Origin of the sequence: Phyllobacterium sp. LjRoot231 (assembly GCF_964253365.1) — a bacterium.
GTDB lineage: Bacteria > Pseudomonadota > Alphaproteobacteria > Rhizobiales > Rhizobiaceae > Phyllobacterium.
In genome coordinates this window covers 407,460-431,752 of the sequence record NZ_CAXUQT020000001.1, presented here as the reverse complement: position 1 = coordinate 431,752, position 24,293 = coordinate 407,460, and the positions used below count along the sequence as shown (strand labels likewise).

Sequence of the window (24,293 nt, the reverse complement as noted above, 5' to 3'; positions counted from 1 at the left end):
AATTGCGATAAAAGCGCTTGACGAATTTGGAACGTTCCAATTATATGAATGCCTGTGGAGGATTTTCGGTTGAACAAGACCCGGACCAGTATTGTGGATATTGCGCGCGCCGCCGGCGTGTCGAAATCCACTGTGTCGCTGGTTCTGCAGGGCAGTCCGCTCGTCAACGAAAAGACCCGCGAAAAGGTCAACGCCCTCATCGGCGATCTTGGCTATGTCTATAATCGCGGTGCTGCCAATCTGCGTCAGTCGAAGTCGAAAATCATCGGCATTGTCGTCAACGACCTGACCAACAGTTTCTTTGCCGAGCTTGCCGTTGGTATGGACATGATGGTTCAATCAGCCGGCTACGTGCAGTTCCTCGCCCATAGCGGCGAGAGCGTCGACCGGCAGCGCGAAGTTATTTCCACCATGCGCGAGAACGGTATTGCCGGGTTGATCCTGTCGCCAGCACGCGGCACCGAAGCCAGTGACATCAAACCGCTGGCTGATAGCGGCATTCCCGTGGTGCTGGTGGTCCGCAACGTGCCCGGCGCGAAAGTCTCGACGCTCCTTTCCGACAACTATGCTGGCGCCAAAGCTGCGATCCGCCATCTGATCGGTCTGGGTCATAGCCGCATTGCCTTCATGGGCGGCTTTGCCGATACGGCGGTTTTTGGCGAACGGCTGCGCGGCTATCGCGATGCGCTGGCTGAAGCGAACATCCCTCTCAACGAAAAATTCGTCATCCATTCCGCGCCGTCCCGCGCCGGTGGTGTCGCTGCGGTCGAACGCATGATGGTCTTTGCCGAGCGCCCGACCTCGGCCCTCTGCCTCAATGATGCGGTGGCCTTCGGCGTCTGCGACGGCCTGCGCTCCAATAATATCGAGCCCGGAAAAGGCTTCGGCATCATCGGTTTCGACGATGTGATCGAGGCGAAGACCGCTGTCCCCGCGCTGACCACCGTCTCGGTCGATCCGCAGGGCATGGGACAGCGCGCCGCGCAACTGGTCCTGAAGCAGATCAATGCCGGGCAAACCGATCCGGAATCCATCGTGACGTCGGTGCGCCTTGTCGTGCGCCAAAGTTGCGGTGCGCCTGTAAAGCAACTGGAGGAATTGGCATGACACGCTGGGGACTGATCGGCGCAAGCACGATTGCGCATGAATGGGTAATCGACGCGATCCGCGCCAGCGGCGGCGAGATCGTCTCCGTGATGAGCACCAATGAAGAGCGCGGCAAGAAATATGCGGCGGACCACGGCATCCCCAATTCAGTGACCACCCTAGATGCGCTGGTCAGCGATCCGGCTATTGATGCCATTTATATTTCAACGACCAACGAGTTGCACAAGGATCAGGTTCTGGCAGCGGCAAAGGCCGGAAAGCACATATTGTGCGAGAAGCCGTTGGCGACCAGCCTCGCCGATGCACGCGCCATGGTCGACGCCTGCCGCGCTGCCAATGTCGTATTCGCCACCAATCATCATCTGCGCAATGCAGCCAGCCACACAGTGATGCGCGACGCGATCGCCGCTGGCAAGATCGGCCAGCCGCTCGCCGCCAAGGTCTTCCACGCGGTCTATCTGCCACCCCATCTGCAGGGCTGGCGCCTCGATCGTCCGGAGGCCGGCGGCGGCGTTATTCTGGATATCACCGTGCATGATACGGACACACTGCGCTACGTTCTTGGCGATGATCCTGTCGAGGCCACAGCGTTCTCACAGAAAAGCGGGCTTGCCAAGGCCGGGCTGGAAGACGCGGTCATGGGCGTCATGCGCTTCAAATCGGGACTGATCGCCCTGTTCCACGACGGCTTCACCACCAAATATTCCGAGACCGGCTTCGAAGTGCACGGTACCGAGGGTTCGCTTGTCGGCCGCAATGTGATGACGCAAAAGCCGATCGGCACCGTCACCCTGCGCAATGCGGACGGCGAGACGGAGCTGAAGCTCGATCACAAGAACCTCTACGAAACCGGCATCGCCAGGTTCCATGCTGCCATTGCCGGCAATGGCAAGCCGGCAGCAAGTGGCGAAGATGGCTTGTGGTCGCTGGCAGCCGGTCTCGCTGTCACCGAAGCGGCAAAGACCGGCACTGCGCAAAAGATCAATCCAGGCCTCTGAGAAATTAGAAATACAAGTATGAACAAGCACATCACCCCCGAAGAGGCCGCAAACCTCATCCCCGACGAGGCGATCATATCGGTGTCGTCGTCGAGCGGTCTCGGCTGCCCGGATTTGATGCTCAAGGCCATCGGCGAGCGTTTCGATGCGACCGGCCATCCGCGCGATTTGACGACACTGCATCCGATCGCAGCGGGGGATATGAGCGGCATCAAGGGTGTCGACTACATCGCCAAAAAGGGCCTGCTGAAAAGGATCATCGGCGGCTCCTATCCATCCGGCCCGTCCAGCGCCGAACCGCCGTTGATCTGGCAGATGATCGGCAATGACGAGGTTGCCGCCTATAATATCCCTTCCGGCATCCTCTTCGACATGCACCGCGAGGCCGCTGCAAAACGTCCGGGCGTTTTCACCAAGGTCGGGCTTGATACCTTTGTCGACCCGGATCGGCAGGGCTGCGCCATGAACGCCTCTGCGGCCGAGGAACCGGTTGTCCGCAAGATCGAATTCGGGGGCGAGGAATGGCTGTTCTTCAAGCCCATCATCCCGCAGGTCGCGATCATTCGCGCCACGACGGCCGATGAGCGCGGAAATCTCACTTACGAGCACGAAGGCGCCTATCTCGGCGGTTTCGATCAGGCGCTTGCCGTGCGCAACAATGGCGGCATCGTCATCGCGCAGGTCAAGCGCATAACCAAGAGCGGTTCGATGAAACCGCATGATGTGCGCGTTCCCGGAATCCTGGTCGACTACGTGATCGTTGATCCGGAACAGAAACAGACGACGCAAACGCTCTACGATCCGGCCATTTCCGGCGAAATTTTCCACCCGCTGGAAGATTTTGCTCTTCCGGATTTCAACATCCAGAAAGTCATCGCGCGCCGTGTCGCCGTGGAACTCGAAGCGGGCAGCGCCGTCAATCTTGGCTTCGGCATCTCGGCCAATGTGCCGCGCATTTTGCTGGAGGAAGGCCTGCATGGCGCGGTTACCTGGGTGATCGAGCAGGGGCCGGTTGGCGGCATTCCGCTGCTCGATTTCGCCTTCGGCTGCGCTTCCAATGCGGAAGCCTTCGTGCCGTCGCCGCATCAGTTCACCTATTTCCAGGGCGCAGGCTTTGATGCCTCGCTGCTGTCCTTCCTCGAAATCGATAGATCTGGCTCCGTCAATGTCTCCAAGCTGAGCTTCCGTCCGCATGTGACAGCCGGAGCCGGCGGCTTTGTCGATATCACCGCAAGGGCGCGCAAGATCGTTTTTTCCGGCATGTTCAATGCCGGCGCCAAGGTGCATGTGGAAGACGGCAAGCTGGTGATCGAGAAGGAAGGCAAGCTGAAGAAGCTGGTCAACGAGGTCGAGCACGTCACCTTCTCCGGCCGCCGCGCCGTCGAGCAGGGCCAGGACATCACCTATGTCACCGAGCGCTGCGTCATGGTGCTTCGACCGGAAGGCGTGGTGCTGACAGAAATCGCACCCGGCGTTGATCTGCAGACGCATATCCTCGATCAGTCTGAATTCCCGCTGGTCGTCGCGCGCGATCTGAAACTGATGGACGCGCATTTGTTCGCGCCGCAGCCTTTCGGTCTGAAACTGCCGCAAAAACCGCAGAGGACGCTCCATGGCTGAGGTAAGCAAACACGTGCTTAAAGTTCGCATAGAGGGTGCCGCCTCTTGCCCTCCCCCTTGTGGGGAGGGACGGACCAACGGTCCGGGGAGGGGTCTTGTTATGCTTACAAAAACGCTGTCGCACGAAAACGCACGGGTTCAAAGACCCCTCCCTGTTGCTACGCAGCCTCCCTCCCCACGAGGGGGAGGGCAAGAAGCGGCCACGCTTTGGTTTAATTTTGAAAAGGCTTCAAATGCGGACACAGGTGGATGGCATGGCTGATCCGCGCATTAACGTCACCTTCGCGGGGCCTGTTGCCACGATCACCGTGTCGCGCCCGGAAAAGCTCAACGCCTTCGACCTCGACATGTTGAAGGAACTCAGCGCGGCCTGCGATGCGGTGGAGGCAAACGGGCAAGTGCGTGTTGCGATCCTTACCGGCGCTGGCAAGGCATTTTCGGCAGGCGGCGATATCAAGGCTTGGGCGGCGATGACGCCGAACGAATTCGGTCACGCCTGGGTGCGTTTCGGTCACCGCGTGTTCGAACGGCTGGCGACACTGCGTGTGCCACTCATCGCGGCCCTAAACGGCCATGCACTCGGCGGCGGGCTTGAACTTGCGGCAGCCGCCGACATCCGTATCGCCGAAACGCAGATCAAGCTTGGCCTGCCGGAAACCGGCCTCGGCATGGTGCCGGGCTGGTCCGGCACGCAGCGTCTGGTACGACGCTTCGGAGCGCAGGTGGTGCGCCGCATGGCGCTCGGCGGCGAAATCTTCAGCGCAAGCGAAGGTCACGCACTCGGTCTGGTCGATCACGTTGTTGAAACCGGCGAGGCCGTTTCCGCGGCGCAGGCCTATGCGGAGCGGATCGCCAAGCGCGGTCCGGCCGCTGTCGAGGTGGCAAAACTGATGATTGCTTCAGCCAATGGCGAAGACAATGGAACGGCGGTCGAGGCCCTCGGCTCGATCCTCGTCGCAAAAACAGCGGACCTGAAAGAAGGTGTTTCGGCCTTTGCCGAAAAGCGTGAGCCCGTGTTCAAGGGAGAATGGTAATGACGGTTCTGGTGCGCCCTCAGGCACTCGACAATTTCAAGGTGCGCGAATTCCAGATGCTGATCGACGGCAGATGGACAGACGGCGCGGAAGGCGGCGTCATCGAGCGCAAGAGCCCCGGTCACGGCGTGGTCGTCTCCCGGTATCAGGCTGCGACCAAGGCCGACGCGGAACGCGCAATCCGTGCAGCGCGGCATGCCTTCGACGATGGCCCCTGGTCGCGCATGACTGGCGCCGAGCGCTCGAATATCATCCTCAAGGCTGCGGATCTGATCGCGGCGCGCTCGGACGAACTCGCCTATCTGGACTGCATCGAATCTGGAAAGCCCATCAGCCAGGCCAAGGCCGAGCTCGGCGGCGCCGTCGATATCTGGCGTTATGCGGCGGCGCTTGGTCGCGACTTGCATGGCGAAAGCTATAACACGCTTGGCGATGGAACGCTGGGTGTCGTGCTGCGCGAGGCGATCGGCGTGGTCTCGATCATCACGCCGTGGAACTTCCCCTTCCTCATCGTAAGCCAGAAGTTACCCTTTGCGCTCGCTGCCGGATGCACCGCTGTGGTCAAGCCATCGGAACTTACATCCGGCTCGACACTTGTTCTCGGTGAAATCCTTATGGAAGCCGGGGTTCCGGCGGGCGTGGTCAATATCGTCGCCGGTACGGGCGCCGAAGTCGGTGCGCCTATGACGACGCATCCGGATGTCGATATGGTTTCCTTCACCGGCTCCACCCTCGTCGGCAAGCTGACCATGGCCAACGCCGCGCAGACCCTGAAGAAGGTCTCGCTCGAACTCGGCGGTAAAAACCCGCAGATCGTGTTTCCGGATGCCAATCTCGATGATTTCATCGATGCGGCGGTGTTCGGTGCCTATTTCAACGCAGGCGAATGCTGCAATGCCGGTTCACGTCTCATCGTTCATCGTGATATCGCGGATGAAGTCGTGCAGCGTGTCGCCGCGCTTTCCGCCAAGGTCAGGGTCGGCGATCCGCTCGATCCGCGGACCAAGGTCGGCGCGATCATCACGCCCGAACATCTCACCAAGATCGATACTTATGTGCGCAACGCTGCCTCTGCCGGAGCGAATGTCAGCCATGGCGGTGAAGCACTCGATCTCGGCATGGGGCAGTTCATGTCGCCGACAATTCTCTCTGCCGTTCAGCCGGACATGGCTGTGGCACGCGAAGAAGTATTCGGACCGGTCCTGTCTGTGCTAACATTTGAAACATTGGAGGATGCCATCCGTATTGCGAATTCCATCGACTATGGATTGTCGGCCGGCGTGTGGAGTCGCGACTTCGATACGTGCCTCACTGTTGGCCGCCGCGTACGTGCTGGAACAATCTGGATGAACACGTTCATGGACGGCGCCTCGGAGTTGCCGTTCGGTGGATACAAGCAATCCGGGCTCGGTCGTGAACTCGGCAGGCACGCAGTGGAGGATTACACGGAAACCAAGACTTTGAACATGCACGTGGGTAGGCGGAAAGTAGTATGGTCAGGAGATTAAATCGATTGTAATAGCCATTCTGCCTATTGTATGAATGCCCCAGACCTTAGGGCACCTTCGGTCGGATATGTTAAATTTTATCTCTTTTTTCTCGTGGGAGGACTGTTATGAAAAAGTTGATGAATACTGTTGCCGCTGCAGCAATGCTGCTCGGTACAGCAACCATGGCCCGTGCGGCTGAAAACGTCGAGGTTCTGCATTGGTGGACCTCCGGCGGCGAAGCGACGGCGCTGGAAGTGCTCAAGAAGGATCTGGAATCCAAGGGCATCACCTGGTCCGACATGCCGGTTTCCGGCGGTGGCGGCACGGAAGCGATGACCGTATTGCGCGCCCGCGTTACCGCAGGCAATCCGCCAACGGCCGTACAGATGCTCGGCTTCGACATCACCGACTGGGCGAAACAGGGCGCTCTCGGCAATCTCGACGAGGTCGCGGCGAAAGAGAAGTGGGATGAAGTTGTTCCGACTGCCTTGCAGAAGTTCTCGAAATATGACGGTCACTGGATTGCCGCGCCGGTCAACGTGCACTCGACCAACTGGATCTGGATCAACAAGGCTGCCCTTGACAAGGCCGGTGGCAAGGAGCCTGCGAATTGGGACGAGCTGATCGCTCTTCTCGACAACTTCAAGGCGCAGGGCATCATTCCGATCGCCCATGGTGGCGTGCCATGGGAAGATGCGACGATCTTCGATGCTGTCGTCCTGTCGCTGGGCAATGACTTCTACAAGTCAGCTTTCATCGACCTCGATCCAACGGCCCTCGGCAGCGACAAGATGAAGGAAGCCTTCGACCGCATGACCAAGCTGCGTAGCTATGTGGATGACAACTTCTCCGGTCGCGACTGGAATCTTGCTTCCGCCATGGTCATCGAAAACAAGGCAGGTCTGCAGTTCATGGGCGATTGGGCCAAGGGCGAATTCATCAAGGCCGGCAAAGTGCCGGGCAAGGATTTCGTCTGCATGCGCTTCCCTGGCACGCAAGGCTCGGTCACGTTCAACTCCGACCAGTTCGCCATGTTCAAGGTCAGTGATGCACAGCGCGCGCCTCAGCTCGTCATGGCATCGGCCATTGAAAGCCCGACCTTCCAGTCGGCGTTCAATGTCGTGAAGGGTTCTGCTCCTGCACGTACCGATGTTCCGGATACGGCTTTTGACGATTGTGGCAAGAAGGCCATCAAGGATCTTGCCGAAGCCAACAAGGCTGGCACGCTCTTTGGGTCGATGGCCCACGGCCATGCCAATCCGGCGGCTGTCAAGAACGCGATCTATGACGTCGTGACGCGTGAGTTCAATGGCGATCTGACTTCGGAAGAAGCAGTCAAGGAACTCGTTTCCGCTGTTGCTGCCGCGAAATAAGTTAGGCGTTTCTGTCCGGGGCGTCGCCGCCCCGGACAGGTTTTCCGCGCTTTGATGCGTGGCAACAACAAAAATCGAAATAGTTAAGGGGTGAGGCTATGGATACCCGCAGCCGCATACAGGACCTGATACCCAAACTGGTGTTGGGACCGAGTTTTCTGATCGTCCTGGTCTTCGTCTACGGCTTCATCGCCTATACCGGCATCCTGTCGTTCACCGACAGCAAGATGCTGCCATCCTATGGCTTTGTCGGGTTTGAAAACTATCGCAAGCTCTGGGCGCTGCCGCATTGGTGGCGTGCGATCACCAATCTCGGTATTTTCGCCTCGCTCTATATCATCATCTGCACGGTCATCGGCCTCGGCCTTGCCATCCTGCTCGACCAGAAGATCCGCATCGAAGGGTTCTTGCGCCCGATTTATCTCTATCCCATGGCGTTATCCTTCATCGTCACCGGCGTTGCCTGGAAATGGTTCCTCGATCCCGGCATCGGTCTTGAAAACACCATGCATCAATGGGGCTGGGAGAGTTTTCACTTCAACTGGATCAAGGATTCGAAGATGGCGATCTATACGGTGGTCATTGCCGCCGTGTGGCAATCATCCGGCTTCGTCATGGCCATGTTCCTTGCCGGCCTGCGCGGCGTCGACAATGAGATCATCAAGGCGGCGCAAATCGATGGCGCTTCCACCGGGACGATCTATCGCCGCATCATCATTCCCCTGATGCGCCCGGTTTTCCTCTCGGCCTTCGTCGTTCTCGCCCACCTCGCCATCAAGGCCTATGACCTTGTCATCGCGCTGACAGGCGGCGGACCGGGCCAGGCCACGGAATTGCCCGCGACCTTCATGTATTCCTATACGTTTACCCGCAATTCCATGGGCATCGGCGCCTCATCGGCCATCATCATGCTGATCATGATCTTCTCGATCATCGTTCCCTATCTCTATTCGGAAATAAGAGGGGGCAACAAATGAGCGCCCAAAGCCCGGACAACGCAATTTCCAGCGGCAAGCTGACGCGCGTTCTGATCTACGCAGCGTTGTTTCTGTTCGCCTTCTATTACCTGCTGCCGCTTTACGTCATGCTGGTCAACTCGCTGAAGACACTGGACGAGATCCGCCAGGGCGGCATGCTTTCGCCGCCGCATGAGTGGACCATCCAGCCCTGGCTTTCCGCCTGGTCGACGGCACAGATCGGCGTACAACCGACAGGCCTCAGACCCTATTTCATCAATTCGATCCTCATGGTCGTGCCTGCGGTCGCCATCTCCACGGTTGTGGGTGCGCTCAATGGATATGTCCTGACCAAGTGGAAGTTCCGTGGCTCCAATCTGATGTTCGGCATGCTGCTGCTCGGCTGCTTCATACCGTTCCAGATCGTGCTCATTCCCATGGCGCGCATGCTCGGGTTGCTCGGCATGGCCGGGACGATCCAGGGTCTGATCCTCGTCCATATCGTGTATGGCCTTGGCTTCACCACCCTCTACTTCCGCAACTATTACGAGGCGTTCCCGACCGAGCTCGTTCGCGCGGCTCAGATCGACGGCGCGAGCTTCTTCCAGATATTCCGCCGCATCCTTCTGCCGTCATCGGGTCCGATCATCGTCGTGTCCGTCATCTGGCAGTTCACCAATATCTGGAACGACTTCCTGTTCGGTGCCTCCTTCTCCGGTTTCTCGAGCACGCCCATGACGGTCGCGCTCAATAACCTCGTCAATTCGTCGACGGGCGTGAAGGAATACAACGTGCATTTCGCCGGCGCGATCCTCGCGGCGCTGCCAACTCTCATCGTCTACATCGTTTCCGGACGCTATTTCGTCCGCGGCCTCATGTCCGGCGCCGTGAAGGGATAAATCAATGTCATTTCTCCAGATCAAAGACCTGCATAAATCCTATGGCAATGTGCCAATCCTCAAGGATATCAACATCGAGATAGACGAGGGCGGTTTCCTCGTGCTCGTTGGCCCTTCCGGCTGCGGAAAATCCACTTTGCTCAACACCATTGCCGGGCTGGAGCCGATCACCTCCGGCGATATTTCCATCAAGGGCAAGTCGATCAGCGGGCTGCATCCTTCCAAGCGCGATATCGCCATGGTGTTCCAGTCCTATGCGCTTTATCCGAACATGACTGTTGGCGGCAATATTGCCTTCGGCATGGAAATCCGCGGCGTCCCGAAGCCTGAGCGCGAAAAGGCCATCAAGCAGGTTGCCGATATGCTGCAGATCGGCCATCTGCTCGACCGCAAGCCGAGCCAGCTTTCCGGGGGCCAGCGCCAGCGTGTCGCCATGGGCCGCGCGCTTGTGCGCAACCCGCAGGTGTTTCTGTTCGACGAGCCGCTCTCCAACCTCGATGCCAAGTTGCGCGTCGATATGCGTACGGAAATCAAGCGCCTGCACCAGCGCATGAAGACGACGATCGTCTATGTGACGCACGACCAGATCGAGGCGATGACGCTTGCCAGCAAGATTGCAGTTCTGAAGGATGGCGTGCTTCAACAGTTCGGCACTCCGGCGGAAATCTATAACAACCCGACCAATCTTTTCGTTGCCGATTTCATGGGTTCACCGGCGATGAACCTGCTCAAGGCCAAGATCGAAGGTAGCGCTTCGGATCTGCATGTCGTGCTCGATCGGCCCGATGCAGCGCCTTTGCGCTTGCCGATCAAAAGCACCAACAGCGCTCTCATCAACTACGCCGGCAAGGATGTCATCTTCGGCATTCGTCCCGAAGCCCTGACCGATCCGGACGGCGCCGACCGCAATGCGAGCTCGCTGGTTGAAGGCGAGTGCCTGATCGAAGTGGTTGAGCCGGCAGGTTCAGACACGTTCGCGGTAACGAAGCTTGGCGGCAAGGAAGTCGTTGCCCGCCTGCGTGCTGACGCGCAAATCGTTCCGGGGCAGAAGACACAGCTCGCTTTCAACCTGGACAAGGCCGTATTCTTCGATCCGCAATCGCAACTGCGTATCGGCGCCTGATCGATCGAACTCATGAACCCCGTTCTGCAACCGCACACAGCCGCAGATATTGTCATCATAGGCTCGGGGATAGGCGGCGCGACCATGGCGGCAGGACTTGCCACCTCCGGTGCGGACATCCTCATCCTCGAAGCGGGCGATCATCTGCCGGATCGTCCCGAAAACCGCGATCCCCGGGCGATTTTCCAGCGCGGCTTCTTCCGCCCCAGGGAAAACTGGTACGACGAGACCGGTCGCGCCTTCAACCCCGGCAATTACTACAATGTCGGCGGCAATTCGAAATTCTACGGGGCGGTACTGACGCGCTATCGCTCCGAGGATTTCGAAGAGATGCAGCATCTCGAAGGCGTGTCTCCTGCCTGGCCTTTTCCCTATGAGGAATTGGAGCCTTGGTATGGCAAGGCCGAAGCTCTGTTTCAGGTTCGCGGAAAATTGGGCGAAGACCCGACGGAGCCGCTCCATTCGACACCGTACAATTTCCCACCAGTTCCTGATGAAGCGCCGATCGCTGCCTTGCGGGAGCGCCTGAAGGCAACGGGTGTTCATCCATCGACCTTGCCGCTCGGTGTCGATATCGATGCGTGGCTGTCGCACGGAAAAACGCCGTGGGATGCGCATCCCGACAGTTTCAGCGGCAAGATGGATGCCGAGACCACAGCCTTGGCATCTGCGCTCAAACACGAGAATGTCCGGCTGCAGGCCAATTCGCGGGTCACGCGGCTGGAAACTGCACCCGACGGCAAGGCCATCTCCGCGGTGCATTACGAGAAAGACGGCAAAAGCTACGTGATCCAACCGAAGCTCGTCGTTCTTTCTGCTGGTGCCGTCCAGTCCGCCGTGCTGCTGCTGCGTTCCGCCAATGACGCCAATCCTGCCGGGCTTGCCAACAAGTCCGATCAAGTCGGACGCAACTTCATGAACCACAACCTCTCTGCGGTCATCGGCTTCGATCCCCGCTTCAGGAATGATTCCGTCTATCAGAAGACGTTTGGCTTCAATGATTTCTACCTTTCCGATGGCGAAGGCGGTGCGCCGCTCGGCAATGTGCAACTGCTCGGTCGCATCAGTGGACCGGTTTTGAAGTCCGACCTCAAGCTGGTACCGGAATGGATTTTGAATCGGTTCTGTGCCCACACGGTGGATTTCCTCGCCATGAGCGAAGACGTTCCAAAGCCGGAAAGTCGCGTTCGCGTCGACGGTGACAGGATCATCCTGCAATGGATCCGCAGCAACTGGCCGGCGCATCTGAAGCTGGTCGCGCAGATCAAGTCGGTGCTGCGCGCGGCCGGTTTTCCGCTGGTGCTATCCAAGGCTTTCGATCGCAAGACGCCCTCGCACCAGTGCGGCACCATCCGCATGGGCGACGACCCGGCGTCCGCGCCGCTCGACATCTACTGCCGCGCCTATCAGCACCCCAACCTGTTCGTGGTCGATGCTGCGTTCCTGCCAACCTCAGCCGCCGTCAATCCGGCGCTGACCATTGCTGCGCAAGCGTTGCGTGTGGCGGATCATATCGCCGAGAAGGAGCTTGCATGATGAAAAAGCTGCAGGTTTCACGCGATGCGCAAACATTGCAGTCCCTTACCCTCCCCCAACGTGGGGAGGGTCGCTGCGTAGCAGCGGGGTGGGGGGGCTTGCGGTGTTCCCCCCACCCCGGACCTGCGGTCCGACCCTCCCCACGTTGGGGGAGGGTAAAGGGCGCTAAACCTTCAGTACGCCTTGCCGGTCGCTTCGTCTCAAGGGAGCTTGCCCAATGAAACCTGTTGCTCTCGTCACCGGCGCGCGCCGCGGTATCGGGCTTGGAATCGCCAAGGCGCTGGCCGCGAAAGGCTTCGACCTGGCAATCACCGATATTGTCGATGACGAGGCCAGCCAATCGGCGATAAAGGCGCTGCAAAAGCTGGGCGCAAACACGGTGTTTATCCAGTCGGATATTGCTGATCTGGCAAGCCATGGCGCGACAGTCGAGACCGTCATTAAAAAGTTCGGCCGCATCGATTGCCTCGTCAACAATGCCGGTATCGGCTCGAAAGTACGGGGAGATTTCCTCGATCTTGAGCCAGCTAACTATAACGCCATTTTCGACGTCAATCTGCGCGGTACAGTGTTTTTCACGCAGGCTGTCTTGAAGGCAATGCTGACCCAACAGGGGACGTCCGCACCACGCTCGATTATCAACATCACCTCGGTTTCCGCCAAGATGACCTCGCCGGAGCGACTCGACTACTGCATGACAAAAGCGGCATTGGCCGCCTTTACCCAAGGTCTGGCGCTGCGTCTGGCGGATCAGGGTATCAGCGTTTTCGATGTGCGCCCCGGTATCATTCGCTCCGACATGACAGCGGTTGCTGCAGCGAAATACGACAAACTTATCGGGGACGGTCTCGTGCCAATGAAGCGCTGGGGCGAACCGGATGATCTCGGCCGCATTGTTGCCGCGCTTGCCAGCGGCGATTTCAGTTTTGCCACCGGCTCCGTCATCAATGCCGACGGCGCCCTTTCGATAAGCAGGCTCTAGAATGACGACTTACGATTACATCATCACCGGTGCCGGTCCTGCGGGCTGCGTCCTTGCCAATCGCCTCAGCGAAGATCCGGCGGTTTCCGTGCTGCTGCTGGAAGCTGGTGGTGGCGACTGGAACCCGTTGTTCCACATGCCCGCGGGCTTTGCCAAGATGACCAAGGGCGTCGCCAGTTGGGGCTGGGAAACAGTGCCGCAGAAGCACATGAAGAACCGCGTCCTTCGCTATACGCAGGCCAAGGTTATCGGCGGCGGCTCGAGCATCAATGCGCAGCTTTATACGCGCGGCAATGCAACCGACTACGATCTGTGGGCGAAGGAAGATGGTTGCGCAGGCTGGAGCTATCGCGACGTGCTACCTTATTTCAAGCGCGCCGAAGACAATCAACGCTTTGCCGACGACTATCATTCCTATGGTGGACCGCTCGGCGTTTCCATGCCTGCCGCCACATTGCCGATCTGCGATGCCTATATCCGTGCCGGGCAGGAACTCGGCATCCCCTACAATCATGATTTCAACGGCAAGCAGCAGGCTGGTGTCGGTTTCTACCAGCTGACCCAGCGCGACCGCCGCCGATCGTCCGCGTCGATGGCCTATCTCGCGCCCATAAAAGATCGAAAAAACCTGACCGTCCGCACGGGCGCGCAAGTGTCGAAAATCGTCGTCGAAGGCAAACGCGCCATTGGCGTCGAGATCATCAACGGCAGTGCACGTGAGGTCGTCCACGCCAATCGTGAGGTTCTGGTGAGCTCCGGCGCAATAGGCTCACCCAAGCTTCTCCTGCAGTCGGGCATCGGCCCCGCCGATCATCTGAAAAGCGTCGGCGTGCCGGTGATGCATGATCTGCCGGGCGTCGGCGAGAACATGCAGGATCATCTCGATCTTTTCGTCATCTGCGAATGTACCGGCGATCACACCTATGATGGCGTTGCCAAGCTGCACAGGACACTGTGGGCCGGTCTGCAATATGTGCTGTTCCGCTCCGGGCCGGTGGCGTCGAGCCTGTTCGAAACCGGCGGCTTCTGGTACGCCGATGACAAAGCCCGCTCACCGGACATCCAGTTCCATCTTGGCCTCGGCTCCGGCATCGAAGCGGGCGTCGAACGGTTGAAAAATGCCGGCGTCACGCTGAACTCAGCCTATCTGCATCCGCGTTCGCGCGGCACGGTGCGCCTGCAATCGGGCGATCCGTTCGCAGCGCCGCTGATCGATCCGAACTACTGGAGCGATCCGTACGACCAAAAAATGTCGATCGAGGGTCTGAAGCTCGCACGCGAAATCATGCAGCAGGCGGCATTGAAACCCTTCATCATGGCGGAGCGTCTGCCCGGGCCAAAATACAATTCCGATGAGGAACTGTTCGACTATGGCTGCGCCAATGCCAAGACCGACCATCACCCCGTCGGTACGTGCAAGATGGGGACCGACTCCATGGCCGTCGTTGATCTCGAGCTGAAAGTTCGGGGGCTTGAAGGTCTACGTGTCTGCGACAGTTCGGTGATACCGCGCGTCCCGTCATGCAACACCAATGCACCAACGATCATGATGGGCGAAAAAGGCTCGGACATCATCCGTGAAATGACGCCGCTGCCGCCAGCGATCTTCTCCAATGAAATGAATGAAAAACGCCCGCGGGCACGAGCAGATATTCGCTGATGCGAGATACTTTTACGCGGGGGGCTCCGCTTACCCTCCCCCTTGTGGGGAGGGAGGCTGCGTAGCAGCAGGGAGGGGTTATTTTGCAATAGTTAATAGGGTGATGGCTGTGTTGTTTGAGCGTCAGAAAGGCCCCTCCCCGTCGCTTCGCTCTGCCCCTCCCCACAAGGGGGAGGGTAAAAGTGGCGCCACTTCCACTAATGCAGTCTGGTATCCAGAATTACGCCAGCCTCGCGCGCGGCGCTGATAAAGGCATGCCGCGCCTTATGCGCGGGCTTCCAGCCATCAAGCGCATCAAGACAGGCTTGCAAAGCCCGACGATAGCTCGGTCCTTTCTTGGTGGGCCAATAACTTCGCAGGCATTCGATCGCTTCCCAAACACTGGTGACTGCGCGTTGACCGGCAGCTCCAAGAGTGATCATAACCGGGATGGGAAAACGTTTGTCGTTCATCACTTCCTCCATAAATGTCGGATAGTTTGGCAGCAGTTTTGCGCTGCTCAGCCAACCACAGAAATGAGTCCGGTATGAGTCCGGTTCCATGACAATTTGAAGAAATATTTTTGACCATCCGCGCCGGAGTGGGGGCTACTGTCCCCGCGGACGCGCCAGCCAACCGTAGAGTGCACCGCCGCCAAGCATCAGGCAGGTGCCGAGAAAGACGGCGCGCATGCCGAAATGCCCGCCAACGAACCCGCCGGCAAGCGGCCCGATTACCTGCCCCACATATTGCGAGGAGGTGGCGTAGCCCAGAATGTTGCCGGCAATGCGGTCCGGAACATTATGGCGGATCACGCTGGTGATACAGGGCAGGAGCCCGCCGAGCGAAAGCCCCATCAGGAAACGCAAGACGATCAGTTGCCAGCCCTCCGTTACGAAGGCCTGCGGGATCAACAGGAGTGCCGATACGCCAAGCGCGGCAACGATGACGTTCCAATGGCCGATGCGGTCAGCAAGCTTGCCGAGACGCGATGCCGAAAGAATGCTGCCGAGCGCTGCCGCCGACATGACGATTCCTGCAACCATTGTGATATGAGCCGGATTGTCGACCAGTTGCGCCACATAGACCGTTATGATCGGTTCGATCGACATATTGGCGAGCATCAGCAGCATTCCCGCGAGCAGCATCACGATGACGGGCCGCTTGTCGGGAATCGTCGACCAGCCACCGCTTTGTTGGTCAGCCTTCGATTTCGCCGGGCGGCGTTCTTCCTTAATGAAAAAACTTGTTGCCAGAAAGGTGATGAAGATGACGCCCCCGGCCAGCCAGAAGGTCTGGCGGATGCCGATCAGAGGCGGCAACGCGCCACCGATCAGCGGACCAACAAGATTGCCTGCCATGATGCCCGAGGCGAGGGTGCCAAGCGCCCAACCGGTTCGTGCTTTCGGTGTCTGGGTAGCGACCAGGACTGTGGAGCCCGAGGCATAGCCGCCGAGCAGCCCGGTCAAAAGGCGCAGGAACACCAGCTGCCAGACATCCGTCGCCATGCCGATCAGTGACATTGCAACGGCCATGCCGAGACTGGCGCGGATGAGCATCAACTTGCGTCCATAGAGATCGGCGAGGCGTCCCCAGAGTGGTGCGACCAGCGCCGCGGTGAAAAACGTTGCACCATAGGCAACGCCTGACCATTGCACGATCGCCGCATGGTCCTTCACGCCAAGCTGTTCAACGTAAAGTGGCAGGAAAGGCAGGATCAGCGTCATCGCGACGATTGTGGTAAACGAGCCAAGCAGACAGACGACGAGGTTCTGCCGCCAATAGAGTGACTCACTCGAGGAGCCAGGTTCATCAATGTCGGTCATGCTGGGAATCAGATTTCCGCACCGGAAAATTTCCGATGGGCCTCTCATTGCAAGAGTGCGAATAGGCGTCCAGTTTTTCACCGGATTGCGGCAATAGCAACGTCTTGGAGGGGGAAGCGGCAACGAGCCGCAAGACTTGCCGACGCTCAGCCGGATCGAGCGCGGAAATCAAACAGAAAAGTTCGATTCCTGCGTAACTTTATCCGATTCTTACGCAACAAAGGTCGATTCTGGCGCAAGAATCTCGCCCCTCGGTTGAATTTTGGGTGCAGGCAGTTGAAGTCGGAATGCGGCACAAAAGTGGTGGCTTTTACTGCAATGACCGCAAGCGACTATGCGGTTCGTGGGAGCAAATCGTCCGGCTATTGCTGCGAGGGTTTCCCAATCGCGAAATTGCCGTGGGGCTGGGCATAGGAGAGAAGACGGTCAAGAACTATATGACGATCCTGATGCAGAAATTGCATGCTCGAAATCGGCTCGAAGTTCTTATTGCCGCCCAGAAGCTTGAGGTTGGCGGCCATGGGGAGCCAATGTCGCGCCATTAGAGCCCTTTACCATAAAATGCGCCCCGGCGTATTATCAGCGGCTGGAATCCTCCTGCCTTGCGGTAACGGTAGCGCCTTGCGAGAGCAGTTTGACTTCATCGGCGACAGTGCCGTTCAAGATCTTTTCGAACCTCACCAGTGCGCGCGCGACGTTGGCTCCATCCATGACCCGGTGATCGTAGTGAATGCGGACATTCACAGATCCGTCCTGGCCGATCAGACCGTAGTTGAGGAGTGTGGTCAAAGGCGTAAGCGGATTGAGTGACTCTGCCCCGAGGCCCGAATATACGGACAGCTGGAATGTGCCGAAGCGGTTTGCTCTTTGCCGACCGATGTTCAGTCCGAGCCACATTAGCAGCCGCCTGATTGGTGTCGGGACGCGAGCAATGCTCAACGCACGGCGAAACTCCTTCACCTCAAGGACCGGACGTGACCGCGCCGCGTGGATCAACGCCTCAAGTTCCGCAACAGATCGGTGCTCCGGGTCCTTGATGAGGCTCAAGAGTACGACCCGCTCGCCGTCATGCTCGCGCTCATGAGCAATTGAGGCAACGCTGAGAGGGTATTCGTAAAGTCGTGGCCAGGGAAACTTTACGTAGGCGCGCCGTAATTCAGGCGCCTCCTGAGCAAGAAGCGCATAGCCTTTCAAGAAGAGCACCGTCCAGGAGGGCTTGATATTTAGCGGCATTCTTGCCTGCAAGAGCGGGCCGAGATTCATGTGACGCTGCACCGTCACTCGCGGTATCCCGATCGAAAACCTCATCAGGTCGTTGACCAGGCGGCGGGAAGCTGAAAGCTTGAGGGCTCGGCCTCGCATCGTGTAACCTCTAGTAGAGATAAGGGATAATTCTCTTGGTTCTCTCCATATAAGCGCGGTACTGAGGGCCGAAATTTTCCAACATCATACGCTCTTCCTCATCTACTCGCAGGAAAAAAAGAACTGCGAAACCGGCTAAGCCAGCCAAACCCACAACCCAGTTCGACAGCAGCAAGGCTTGGCCCAATGCCATAAGCAGGAAAGAGGTGTACATGGGGTGGCGTATGATGGCGTAAGGCCCGGAGCTGACCAGTTGATGCTTTTCACGAATCTCCAACGTGATCGACCAATTCCGGCCCAGTTCTTTGTGGGATATGCGAAAAACCCAAAGTGCCAGACCGAAAATGACCGCTCCCAGAGTAACCGCCCACACATTAGCGGGATAATCGGCGGTTTGGGGAATACCGGTGGCGACATAAAACCCAGGCAATATCGCAAGACCAAAGAGGGCCGAGACAAGCCCGACTATATCGTAGAGCGAGCGGGCGTCGCTTACAACTTGCACGCGCTTGGCGCGGCGTTCGAAGGGGTAGCGGATGACATACCAAGCAACGATGCCGAGCACCCATACGATCTCGCCAACTGCAGCTATCGATATGCTCACGCTATGTCACCGGCGCCTTTTCTGCGATCTGCAATCATCATAAGCCGTGCTCAAGATGCACCACCGGCTTCGGTGCAGCGGCCTACCAAAATCTAACCTGCAGGCCCCGTGTACCCTACTGCATTCGGACCGCCGTTCATCTCTCGAAGCCTGGTTATGAATTGTTGGGGGCGCAGCCAGATGCCGGGCGTTTTATATCCCATGGAACGCGCTATCTCTCCCACGAAGGCATTGCAATTATAGACCGTCGCTTGCCATAGATGGGATCGGGCCTGCAGTTTGCGTATGAATGCAACGACTTGGTTGTATTCGGTTTCGCTCAGCGTAACGCGCCAGCTTGCCGACCTGTACTTGTCTTCGAGATCGCCGTCGCTCGCCCCGGTCTCGGCTGGCACCGGTATGTAGTGCCCCAGAACGTAGGGGATGGCACTATTCGAAGCCGGGTGGAGACCGGCTACTTCGCGATCGATCATCCTGCCGGCACTGTCCTGCCGCCCGAAGATTACATAGGTATGGCCGTAGCTGAGCGCATAACGGGAGCGGAACTCGATAAAATACCGCCCTTGCTGCTGTCGCGCTGCCGCTGTTTCCAAGGCACCGTTTCGTGTCTTGGAATTCGAAAGTGTCGCGACGACCACTGAGCCTTCATTGTCATAGGACACGACATTCGGCTTGATTGCCGCATCCGGCGCACATCCCGCTACCGCGAGGGCAAAGAGAAACACAACCGATAGACGACCACAGAAGAGCGCCATATCATTCCCGAACTCCGAAGAGCGAAGACATGCAGGTACCCATGTCCGCTACCAACAACTGGTGACCACCCGATTTTGTGAGCCGACTTAGTCCGGATCACATGCCGGTGGGGGAAGGATCACGCGACACTTCCCCCACCGGGATTGAAGGGCAGTTATTTGGTTATTACTGCAGGAGCAGGCTCAGGCGGGGGAGCTTTCCCTTTTCCGATTGACCCGCAGGCACTTAGACTAGCAACCGCCAGTACGGCAACTACAGCGATCAGAATACTTCTCATCTGATAATCCTTTCCTCAAAGGCGAGTAGGCCAACAACGGTATGCTACCATAAATAGTAGTGAACGCCAGTGACAGGTGGAGGAAACGCACAGATTGTGTCCGATTTACCACAATCAGGGTTAATGTGCCGATGGTCGCCGTGGTCAGCAATGTCCTGCATGCGAGGCAAGCAACGCGATACGCTCGGCAAAACCGAGATCATTAAATGATCAGTACTGGTGTCCCCAAAGGCGTGCGATCATAAAGATCTATGGCGTCCTCATTTGTCAGGCGGATGCACCCGTTCGACACTGCCTGGCCTATCAACCAGGGCTCGTTTGTGCCGTGCAGGCGGAACATGGTGTCGCGTCCGCCCTGGTAGAGATAAAGGGCGCGCGCTCCGAGCGGATTATTCGGTCCACCGGGGACACCGCCCGCATACTGCCATAGGCGCGGCTTGCGCTGTATCATACTTTCAGTGGGCGTCCATGAGGGCCACTCTTCTTTGCGCCCGACCGTCGCCCGGCCCTTCATGGTTAGTCCTTCTTCGCCGACAGCGATGCCATAACGGGTCGCCCATCCGTCTCCCTCGACTGCATAGAGGTAACGCTCATATGTGTTGACGACGAGGGTTCCAGGCGCCTCGCTTCCGGTATAATGCACACGCTGTCGCCTCAAACGAGGATCCATGTAGGGTTTGCCTGAGAAGGCACTGGAGATAGGCTCCCATGCCTGTCGTACTGTCGACGTGCATCCCGAAGCCATCAGCGTCACGCCGCCCAGCAGGAGTCCCCTGCGCGTAATCTTTACATTTTCCATTGCGACCCCTGCCCGGACACCGACCGACACGTATTAGGTTCACCCTAACATTCCAACACCTGCTGGCCAAGTCTCACACGTCGGGGGGTGATGGACTATGCACAACCGTAGAACAGCGACAACCAGGCGTTGTTCGGACGCTGGTCCTTCAGGACATGGGCTATATGCTCATCTGCTGGAATTGGTATCCTGGCATTTCTCAACAAGGCGCCGCTCCCCGGGCGCATGCTTCGTCCAAAGCGGCGGAGCCTGTTTGTACAATGCTCCGGATTTTACCTTTACCGGCTGAACAGCCAACCTGCGAAAAGTACCGCTGCAGTTATCACGACGAACAGCACCACGTAGGGCTGCATCGGGGTGAGATACGGCTCATACTCGGTTTTTGGCGGGTCTCTGTCGTCTGAATCCATTTATGATCATATGCAGGTTCATGGGAGAGAGGCCCGGCGGGGCTAGGGGGTAAATGGGGCACCGGGCCTCTGCTGGGGTCAATCAGCCATGCCAGTTTGCACAGATACGATAATCGCTTCAATTAACCGCTACTCGCTACTATTTCTTAGAAAAGAGTGTCCGAAAGCATTGGGCGCGAGCGCCATTACGTATCTTCTGATTGGATGTTTAGCAATTTCAGAAAAAATACGCGACGAGCGCTGCCACTATTACCCCGGCGATAAATACACCGAGATACCATCCGAGGGAGTTGTGAACTGCCCAGGCATCTTCATCGTCTTCGTCAAAGTCATCGACCATGGGAGTCATCCTTTCGGCGACCAAAGCGATGTGCTGAAAGTGATCAGCAATAGCAGAACGCTGCGGCGAACTGATGGTTTCATTTGGGCGGGTTCATGGCCGTAACAGGTCGCACTATTCGCGACAGCCGCGATCCACTCAAGGTTGATCTTCCCAACCAATTTCCACGATGTTACGTTCACTCTCTGTTCGCAGCTGATTCGCCAGGCTGCCTTTGGGGATCATATGAGCGCTGCCTATCTGGAAAAACTGAATGCCGAGCAGCGCATGGCAGTGGAATACGGCGTAGGGCAGGTGGCAGGCCCGCTTCTGGTAATCGCCGGTGCCGGTTCTGGCAAGACCAACACACTTGCCCATCGCGTCGCACATCTGATCGTGAATGGAGCTGATCCGCGCCGGATTTTGCTGATGACCTTTTCACGCCGGGCTGCCGCGGAGATGTCGCGTCGCGTCGAGCGTATTTGCGGTCAGGTACTTGGTGCGAAGTCAGGTGTCATGGTCGACGCTCTGGAATGGGCGGGTACGTTTCATGGTATTGGCGCACGTCTTTTGCGCGAATATGCCGACCAGATCGGCCTCAGCCCGGATTTTACCATTCACGACCGCGAGGATTCTGCCGATCTGATGAACATTGTCCGGCACGAGCTGGGCTTTTCCAAAAAAGAAAGCAGGTTTCCGACAAAGGGCACCTGTCTCGCTATCTATTCCCGCACCGTCAATTCGGAACGCCCACTCGAAGAAGTGCTCAAGGATTTCTTTCCCTGGTGCGCGACCTGGGATGCGCAACTGCGCCAGCTTTTCGCCGCCTATGTCGAAGCAAAGCAGATGCAGAACATTCTCGATTATGACGATCTGCTGCTTTACTGGGCCCAAACGGCAAGTGTTTCATCGCTCGCCGACGATATGGGCGGCCGGTTCGACCACGTATTGGTCGATGAATACCAGGACACCAACCGTCTGCAATCCTCGATTCTTCTTGCGCTGAAGCCGGGTGGCCGAGGCCTGACTGTGGTTGGAGATGACGCGCAATCGATCTATTCCTTTCGCGCGGCGACCGTACGCAACATCCTGGATTTCCCCAAGGCATTCAGCCCATCCGCCGACATTATAACGCTCGATCGAAATTATCGCTCGACGCAGACCATCCTTGCTGCTGCCAATGGTGTCATCGATCTGGCCGCGGAACGGTTCACCAAGAACCTTTGGACCGAACGGCAATCGGCTGAGCGTCCACAACTTGTCAGTGTTCGCGACGAGGCAGATCAGGCGCGCTACATCGTGGAACATGTGCTGGAAAACCGCGAAACCGGGATACTCTTGAAACAACAGGCAGTGCTTTTTCGCACGTCGCATCACAGCGGACCGCTCGAAGTTGAGTTGACGCGCCGCAACATACCCTTTGTCAAATTCGGGGGACTCAAGTTTCTCGACAGCGCCCACATAAAGGACATGCTTGCAGCACTACGCTTTGCGCAGAACCCGCGCGACCGCGTGGCCGGTTTCCGTTTACTGCAGCTCCTGCCCGGCGTCGGGCCCTCTTCGGCGCAACGTGTGCTGGATCAGATGGCCGAAAATGCCGATCCCATCGCAGCACTCACCGATATTCCGGCGCCGCCGCGTGCCGGCGAGGACTGGATGGGCTTTGTTCGAACGCTGCAGCAAATCCGTGCAGGGAAAGCTGGGTGGCCGGCCGAAATCGAGCAGGCGCGGCTCTGGTACGAACCGCATCTGGAACGCATCCATGAAGACGCGTCGACGCGGCAGGCTGATCTTTTGCAATTGCAGCAGATTGCAGCGGGTTATCCGTCGCGTGAGCGGTTTCTCACTGAATTGACGCTTGATCCGCCGGACGCAACCAGCGACCAATCCGGCGTGCCGCTGCTCGACGAGGATTACCTGATCCTCTCGACCATTCACTCGGCCAAAGGCCAGGAGTGGAAATCCGTCTATATGCTCAATGTTGTCGATGGCTGCATGCCTTCCGACCTCGGTGTCGGTTCGTCGGCGGAACTCGAAGAGGAACGGCGATTGCTCTACGTCGCCATGACCCGCGCAAAGGACAATCTCCACCTTGTTGTGCCGCAGCGCTTCTTTACCCATGGTCAGAATGCCCAGGGCGACCGGCATGTCTATGCTGCACGGACACGATTCATCCCCGCGACGCTGCTGCAATATTTCGAATGCGTTTCATGGCCCTTGGCGCGGTCCGCCGCTGCCGGACAATCCGAGCTTCCAAAGATGCGTGTGGACATTGGGGCGCGTATGCGAGGAATGTGGAAATAACGGTCGACAAGGCACCTGCATTGGCATCGAGCGAACGGTCCTCCCTTGACGTTATTCGACTGGCCTTGGCCGCTTTGCTCCTCGTCTGGCCAGAAGATTGGCGACGACGAGCAAAATGATCGAAAGCATCATCATCAGCGTTGCAGCGGCGGTGATTGCCGGGCTCAGCCTTTCGCGCAAACCGATGAACATTTCGAGCGGCATCGTCCGTTGATTGGCGCTGGCAAGGAACTGGGCGACGACGACCTCATCAAACGATGTGACGAAGGCAAAGGCTGCCCCGGACAGGACCCCGGGCAGGATCAAGGGTAGCATTACCCTGTAGAATGCCACGATAGGTTTCGCCCCGGCAATCGATGCCGCCCGCATGAGGTTGCGATCAAATCCCGTCAGGCTCGCCCCCACCGTTACCACCACAAAGGGACTAGCGAGTGCGGTGTGGGCGAGGATGATTCCGATATAAGTGCTAGCCAATCCAACACGTGCGTAGAAGAGATAGGAGCCGACAGCTGTGATGACCACCGGTACGATCAGGGGGGAGATCACCAGCGGCATGACGATGCGCCGCGCCGGGAATCTCTCGCTCGACAGCGCGATCGCGGTCAAAGTTCCGAGTGTTGTAGCAAGGGCGGTCGTGCCGAAGGCGATGATGAGGCTGTTGCCTATTGCCATCTGCCAGCGGTCCGTGCCGAGAACCACCTCGTACCAGCGGGTGGAAAGCCCTTCCAGCGGAAATACGAAGAAGGCTCCGCTATTGAACGAAAGCGGCACCGGAATGAGGATCGGCACCATCAGAAACGCAATGACGAGTGCGCCCCAGAGCCACAACAACGTAACCCGTATTCGTTCACCGATCGTGGGATAGGGAGACAACAGCAT

23 protein-coding genes are annotated in these 24,293 nt (G+C 58.1%); 14 read left to right on the top strand and 9 right to left on the bottom strand.

Going from position 1 to position 24,293, the window contains the following annotated elements; all coding sequences use genetic code 11:
• Positions 1-48: 48 nt before the first annotated feature.
• The 12 genes from ACSQ3H_RS02045 (at position 49) to ACSQ3H_RS01990 (ending at position 14,778) form a co-directional block, all read left to right on the top strand.
• A complete protein-coding gene (locus ACSQ3H_RS02045) occupies positions 49-1,107 on the top strand; it encodes a LacI family DNA-binding transcriptional regulator (RefSeq protein WP_436115503.1) in 1,059 nt (352 codons plus the stop codon).
• A complete protein-coding gene (locus tag ACSQ3H_RS02040; protein ID WP_436115502.1) occupies positions 1,104-2,105 on the top strand; it encodes a Gfo/Idh/MocA family protein in 1,002 nt (333 codons plus the stop codon). Before ACSQ3H_RS02045 ends, ACSQ3H_RS02040 begins: the two co-directional genes overlap by 4 nt.
• Positions 2,106-2,123: 18 nt before the next feature.
• Complete coding sequence (locus ACSQ3H_RS02035; RefSeq protein ID WP_436115501.1) at positions 2,124-3,725, top strand: acyl CoA:acetate/3-ketoacid CoA transferase; 1,602 nt, start codon at positions 2,124-2,126, stop codon at positions 3,723-3,725.
• 254 nt (positions 3,726-3,979) lie between these two features.
• Positions 3,980-4,759 (top strand): enoyl-CoA hydratase/isomerase family protein, encoded by a 780-nt coding sequence (locus ACSQ3H_RS02030; protein WP_436115500.1) that lies wholly within the window; start codon positions 3,980-3,982, stop codon positions 4,757-4,759.
• The gene (locus ACSQ3H_RS02025) at positions 4,759-6,267 is read left to right on the top strand and encodes an aldehyde dehydrogenase family protein (RefSeq protein ID WP_436115499.1); all 1,509 of its coding nucleotides are present in this window, start codon (positions 4,759-4,761) and stop codon (positions 6,265-6,267) included. The genes ACSQ3H_RS02030 and ACSQ3H_RS02025 overlap by 1 nt, the downstream gene beginning before the upstream one ends.
• 107 nt (positions 6,268-6,374) lie before the next feature.
• Positions 6,375-7,622 carry an ABC transporter substrate-binding protein gene (locus tag ACSQ3H_RS02020; protein ID WP_436115498.1) on the top strand — a complete coding sequence of 416 codons (1,248 nt, stop codon included), beginning with the start codon at positions 6,375-6,377 and terminating at the stop codon, positions 7,620-7,622.
• Between the two features lie 98 nt (positions 7,623-7,720).
• Positions 7,721-8,599, top strand: coding sequence for a carbohydrate ABC transporter permease (locus tag ACSQ3H_RS02015; RefSeq protein ID WP_436115497.1), 879 nt, complete (start codon positions 7,721-7,723; stop codon positions 8,597-8,599).
• Entirely contained in the window at positions 8,596-9,477 is an 882-nt protein-coding gene (locus tag ACSQ3H_RS02010) for a carbohydrate ABC transporter permease (RefSeq protein WP_436115496.1), read from the top strand. The genes ACSQ3H_RS02015 and ACSQ3H_RS02010 overlap by 4 nt, the downstream gene beginning before the upstream one ends.
• Before the next feature lie 4 nt (positions 9,478-9,481).
• The gene (locus ACSQ3H_RS02005) at positions 9,482-10,600 is read left to right on the top strand and encodes an ABC transporter ATP-binding protein (protein ID WP_436115495.1); all 1,119 of its coding nucleotides are present in this window, start codon (positions 9,482-9,484) and stop codon (positions 10,598-10,600) included.
• 12 nt (positions 10,601-10,612) lie between these two features.
• Positions 10,613-12,136, top strand: coding sequence for a GMC oxidoreductase (locus tag ACSQ3H_RS02000; protein WP_436115494.1), 1,524 nt, complete (start codon positions 10,613-10,615; stop codon positions 12,134-12,136).
• Positions 12,137-12,353: 217 nt separating this feature from the next.
• Positions 12,354-13,118 carry a 3-ketoacyl-ACP reductase gene (locus ACSQ3H_RS01995; protein WP_436115493.1) on the top strand — a complete coding sequence of 255 codons (765 nt, stop codon included), beginning with the start codon at positions 12,354-12,356 and terminating at the stop codon, positions 13,116-13,118.
• A 1-nt stretch (position 13,119) separates the two neighbouring features.
• Positions 13,120-14,778 carry a GMC family oxidoreductase gene (locus ACSQ3H_RS01990; protein WP_436115492.1) on the top strand — a complete coding sequence of 553 codons (1,659 nt, stop codon included), beginning with the start codon at positions 13,120-13,122 and terminating at the stop codon, positions 14,776-14,778.
• Between the two features lie 197 nt (positions 14,779-14,975).
• Here the strand turns inward: ACSQ3H_RS01990 and ACSQ3H_RS01985 are convergent, their stop codons facing one another.
• Together ACSQ3H_RS01985 and ACSQ3H_RS01980 are read right to left on the bottom strand one after the other, a co-directional pair.
• Entirely contained in the window at positions 14,976-15,230 is a 255-nt protein-coding gene (locus tag ACSQ3H_RS01985; RefSeq protein ID WP_436115491.1) for a DUF982 domain-containing protein, read from the bottom strand.
• Between the two features lie 135 nt (positions 15,231-15,365).
• Positions 15,366-16,583, bottom strand: a complete 1,218-nt coding sequence (locus ACSQ3H_RS01980) for an MFS transporter (RefSeq protein ID WP_436115490.1) — start codon at positions 16,581-16,583, stop codon at positions 15,366-15,368.
• Positions 16,584-16,870: 287 nt separating this feature from the next.
• On the opposite strand from ACSQ3H_RS01980, the gene ACSQ3H_RS01975 reads away from it, so the two are divergent.
• The gene (locus ACSQ3H_RS01975; RefSeq protein ID WP_436115489.1) at positions 16,871-17,128 is read left to right on the top strand and encodes a helix-turn-helix domain-containing protein; all 258 of its coding nucleotides are present in this window, start codon (positions 16,871-16,873) and stop codon (positions 17,126-17,128) included.
• 34 nt (positions 17,129-17,162) lie between these two features.
• Here the strand turns inward: ACSQ3H_RS01975 and ACSQ3H_RS01970 are convergent, their stop codons facing one another.
• The 6 genes from ACSQ3H_RS01970 to ACSQ3H_RS01945 form a co-directional block, all read right to left on the bottom strand.
• A complete protein-coding gene (locus ACSQ3H_RS01970; RefSeq protein WP_436115488.1) occupies positions 17,163-17,945 on the bottom strand; it encodes a hypothetical protein in 783 nt (260 codons plus the stop codon).
• 10 nt (positions 17,946-17,955) lie between these two features.
• Positions 17,956-18,543: a protein-S-isoprenylcysteine O-methyltransferase gene (locus tag ACSQ3H_RS01965; RefSeq protein ID WP_436119319.1), complete on the bottom strand. Its 588-nt coding sequence runs from the start codon at positions 18,541-18,543 to the stop codon at positions 17,956-17,958.
• Between the two features lie 98 nt (positions 18,544-18,641).
• Positions 18,642-19,304, bottom strand: a complete 663-nt coding sequence (locus ACSQ3H_RS01960) for a hypothetical protein (RefSeq protein WP_436115487.1) — start codon at positions 19,302-19,304, stop codon at positions 18,642-18,644.
• Positions 19,305-19,459: 155 nt separating this feature from the next.
• A complete protein-coding gene (locus ACSQ3H_RS01955; RefSeq protein ID WP_436115486.1) occupies positions 19,460-19,582 on the bottom strand; it encodes an ABC transporter in 123 nt (40 codons plus the stop codon).
• Positions 19,583-19,784: 202 nt separating this feature from the next.
• Positions 19,785-20,381 (bottom strand): L,D-transpeptidase, encoded by a 597-nt coding sequence (locus tag ACSQ3H_RS01950; protein ID WP_436115485.1) that lies wholly within the window; start codon positions 20,379-20,381, stop codon positions 19,785-19,787.
• A gap of 627 nt (positions 20,382-21,008) precedes the next feature.
• Positions 21,009-21,131: a hypothetical protein gene (locus ACSQ3H_RS01945; protein WP_436115484.1), complete on the bottom strand. Its 123-nt coding sequence runs from the start codon at positions 21,129-21,131 to the stop codon at positions 21,009-21,011.
• A gap of 225 nt (positions 21,132-21,356) precedes the next feature.
• On the opposite strand from ACSQ3H_RS01945, the gene ACSQ3H_RS01940 reads away from it, so the two are divergent.
• Complete coding sequence (locus ACSQ3H_RS01940) at positions 21,357-23,414, top strand: ATP-dependent helicase (RefSeq protein WP_436115483.1); 2,058 nt, start codon at positions 21,357-21,359, stop codon at positions 23,412-23,414.
• Between the two features lie 51 nt (positions 23,415-23,465).
• Here ACSQ3H_RS01940 and ACSQ3H_RS01935 read toward each other — a convergent pair whose 3' ends face one another.
• Positions 23,466-24,293 (bottom strand): ABC transporter permease, encoded by an 828-nt coding sequence (locus tag ACSQ3H_RS01935; protein WP_436115482.1) that lies wholly within the window; start codon positions 24,291-24,293, stop codon positions 23,466-23,468.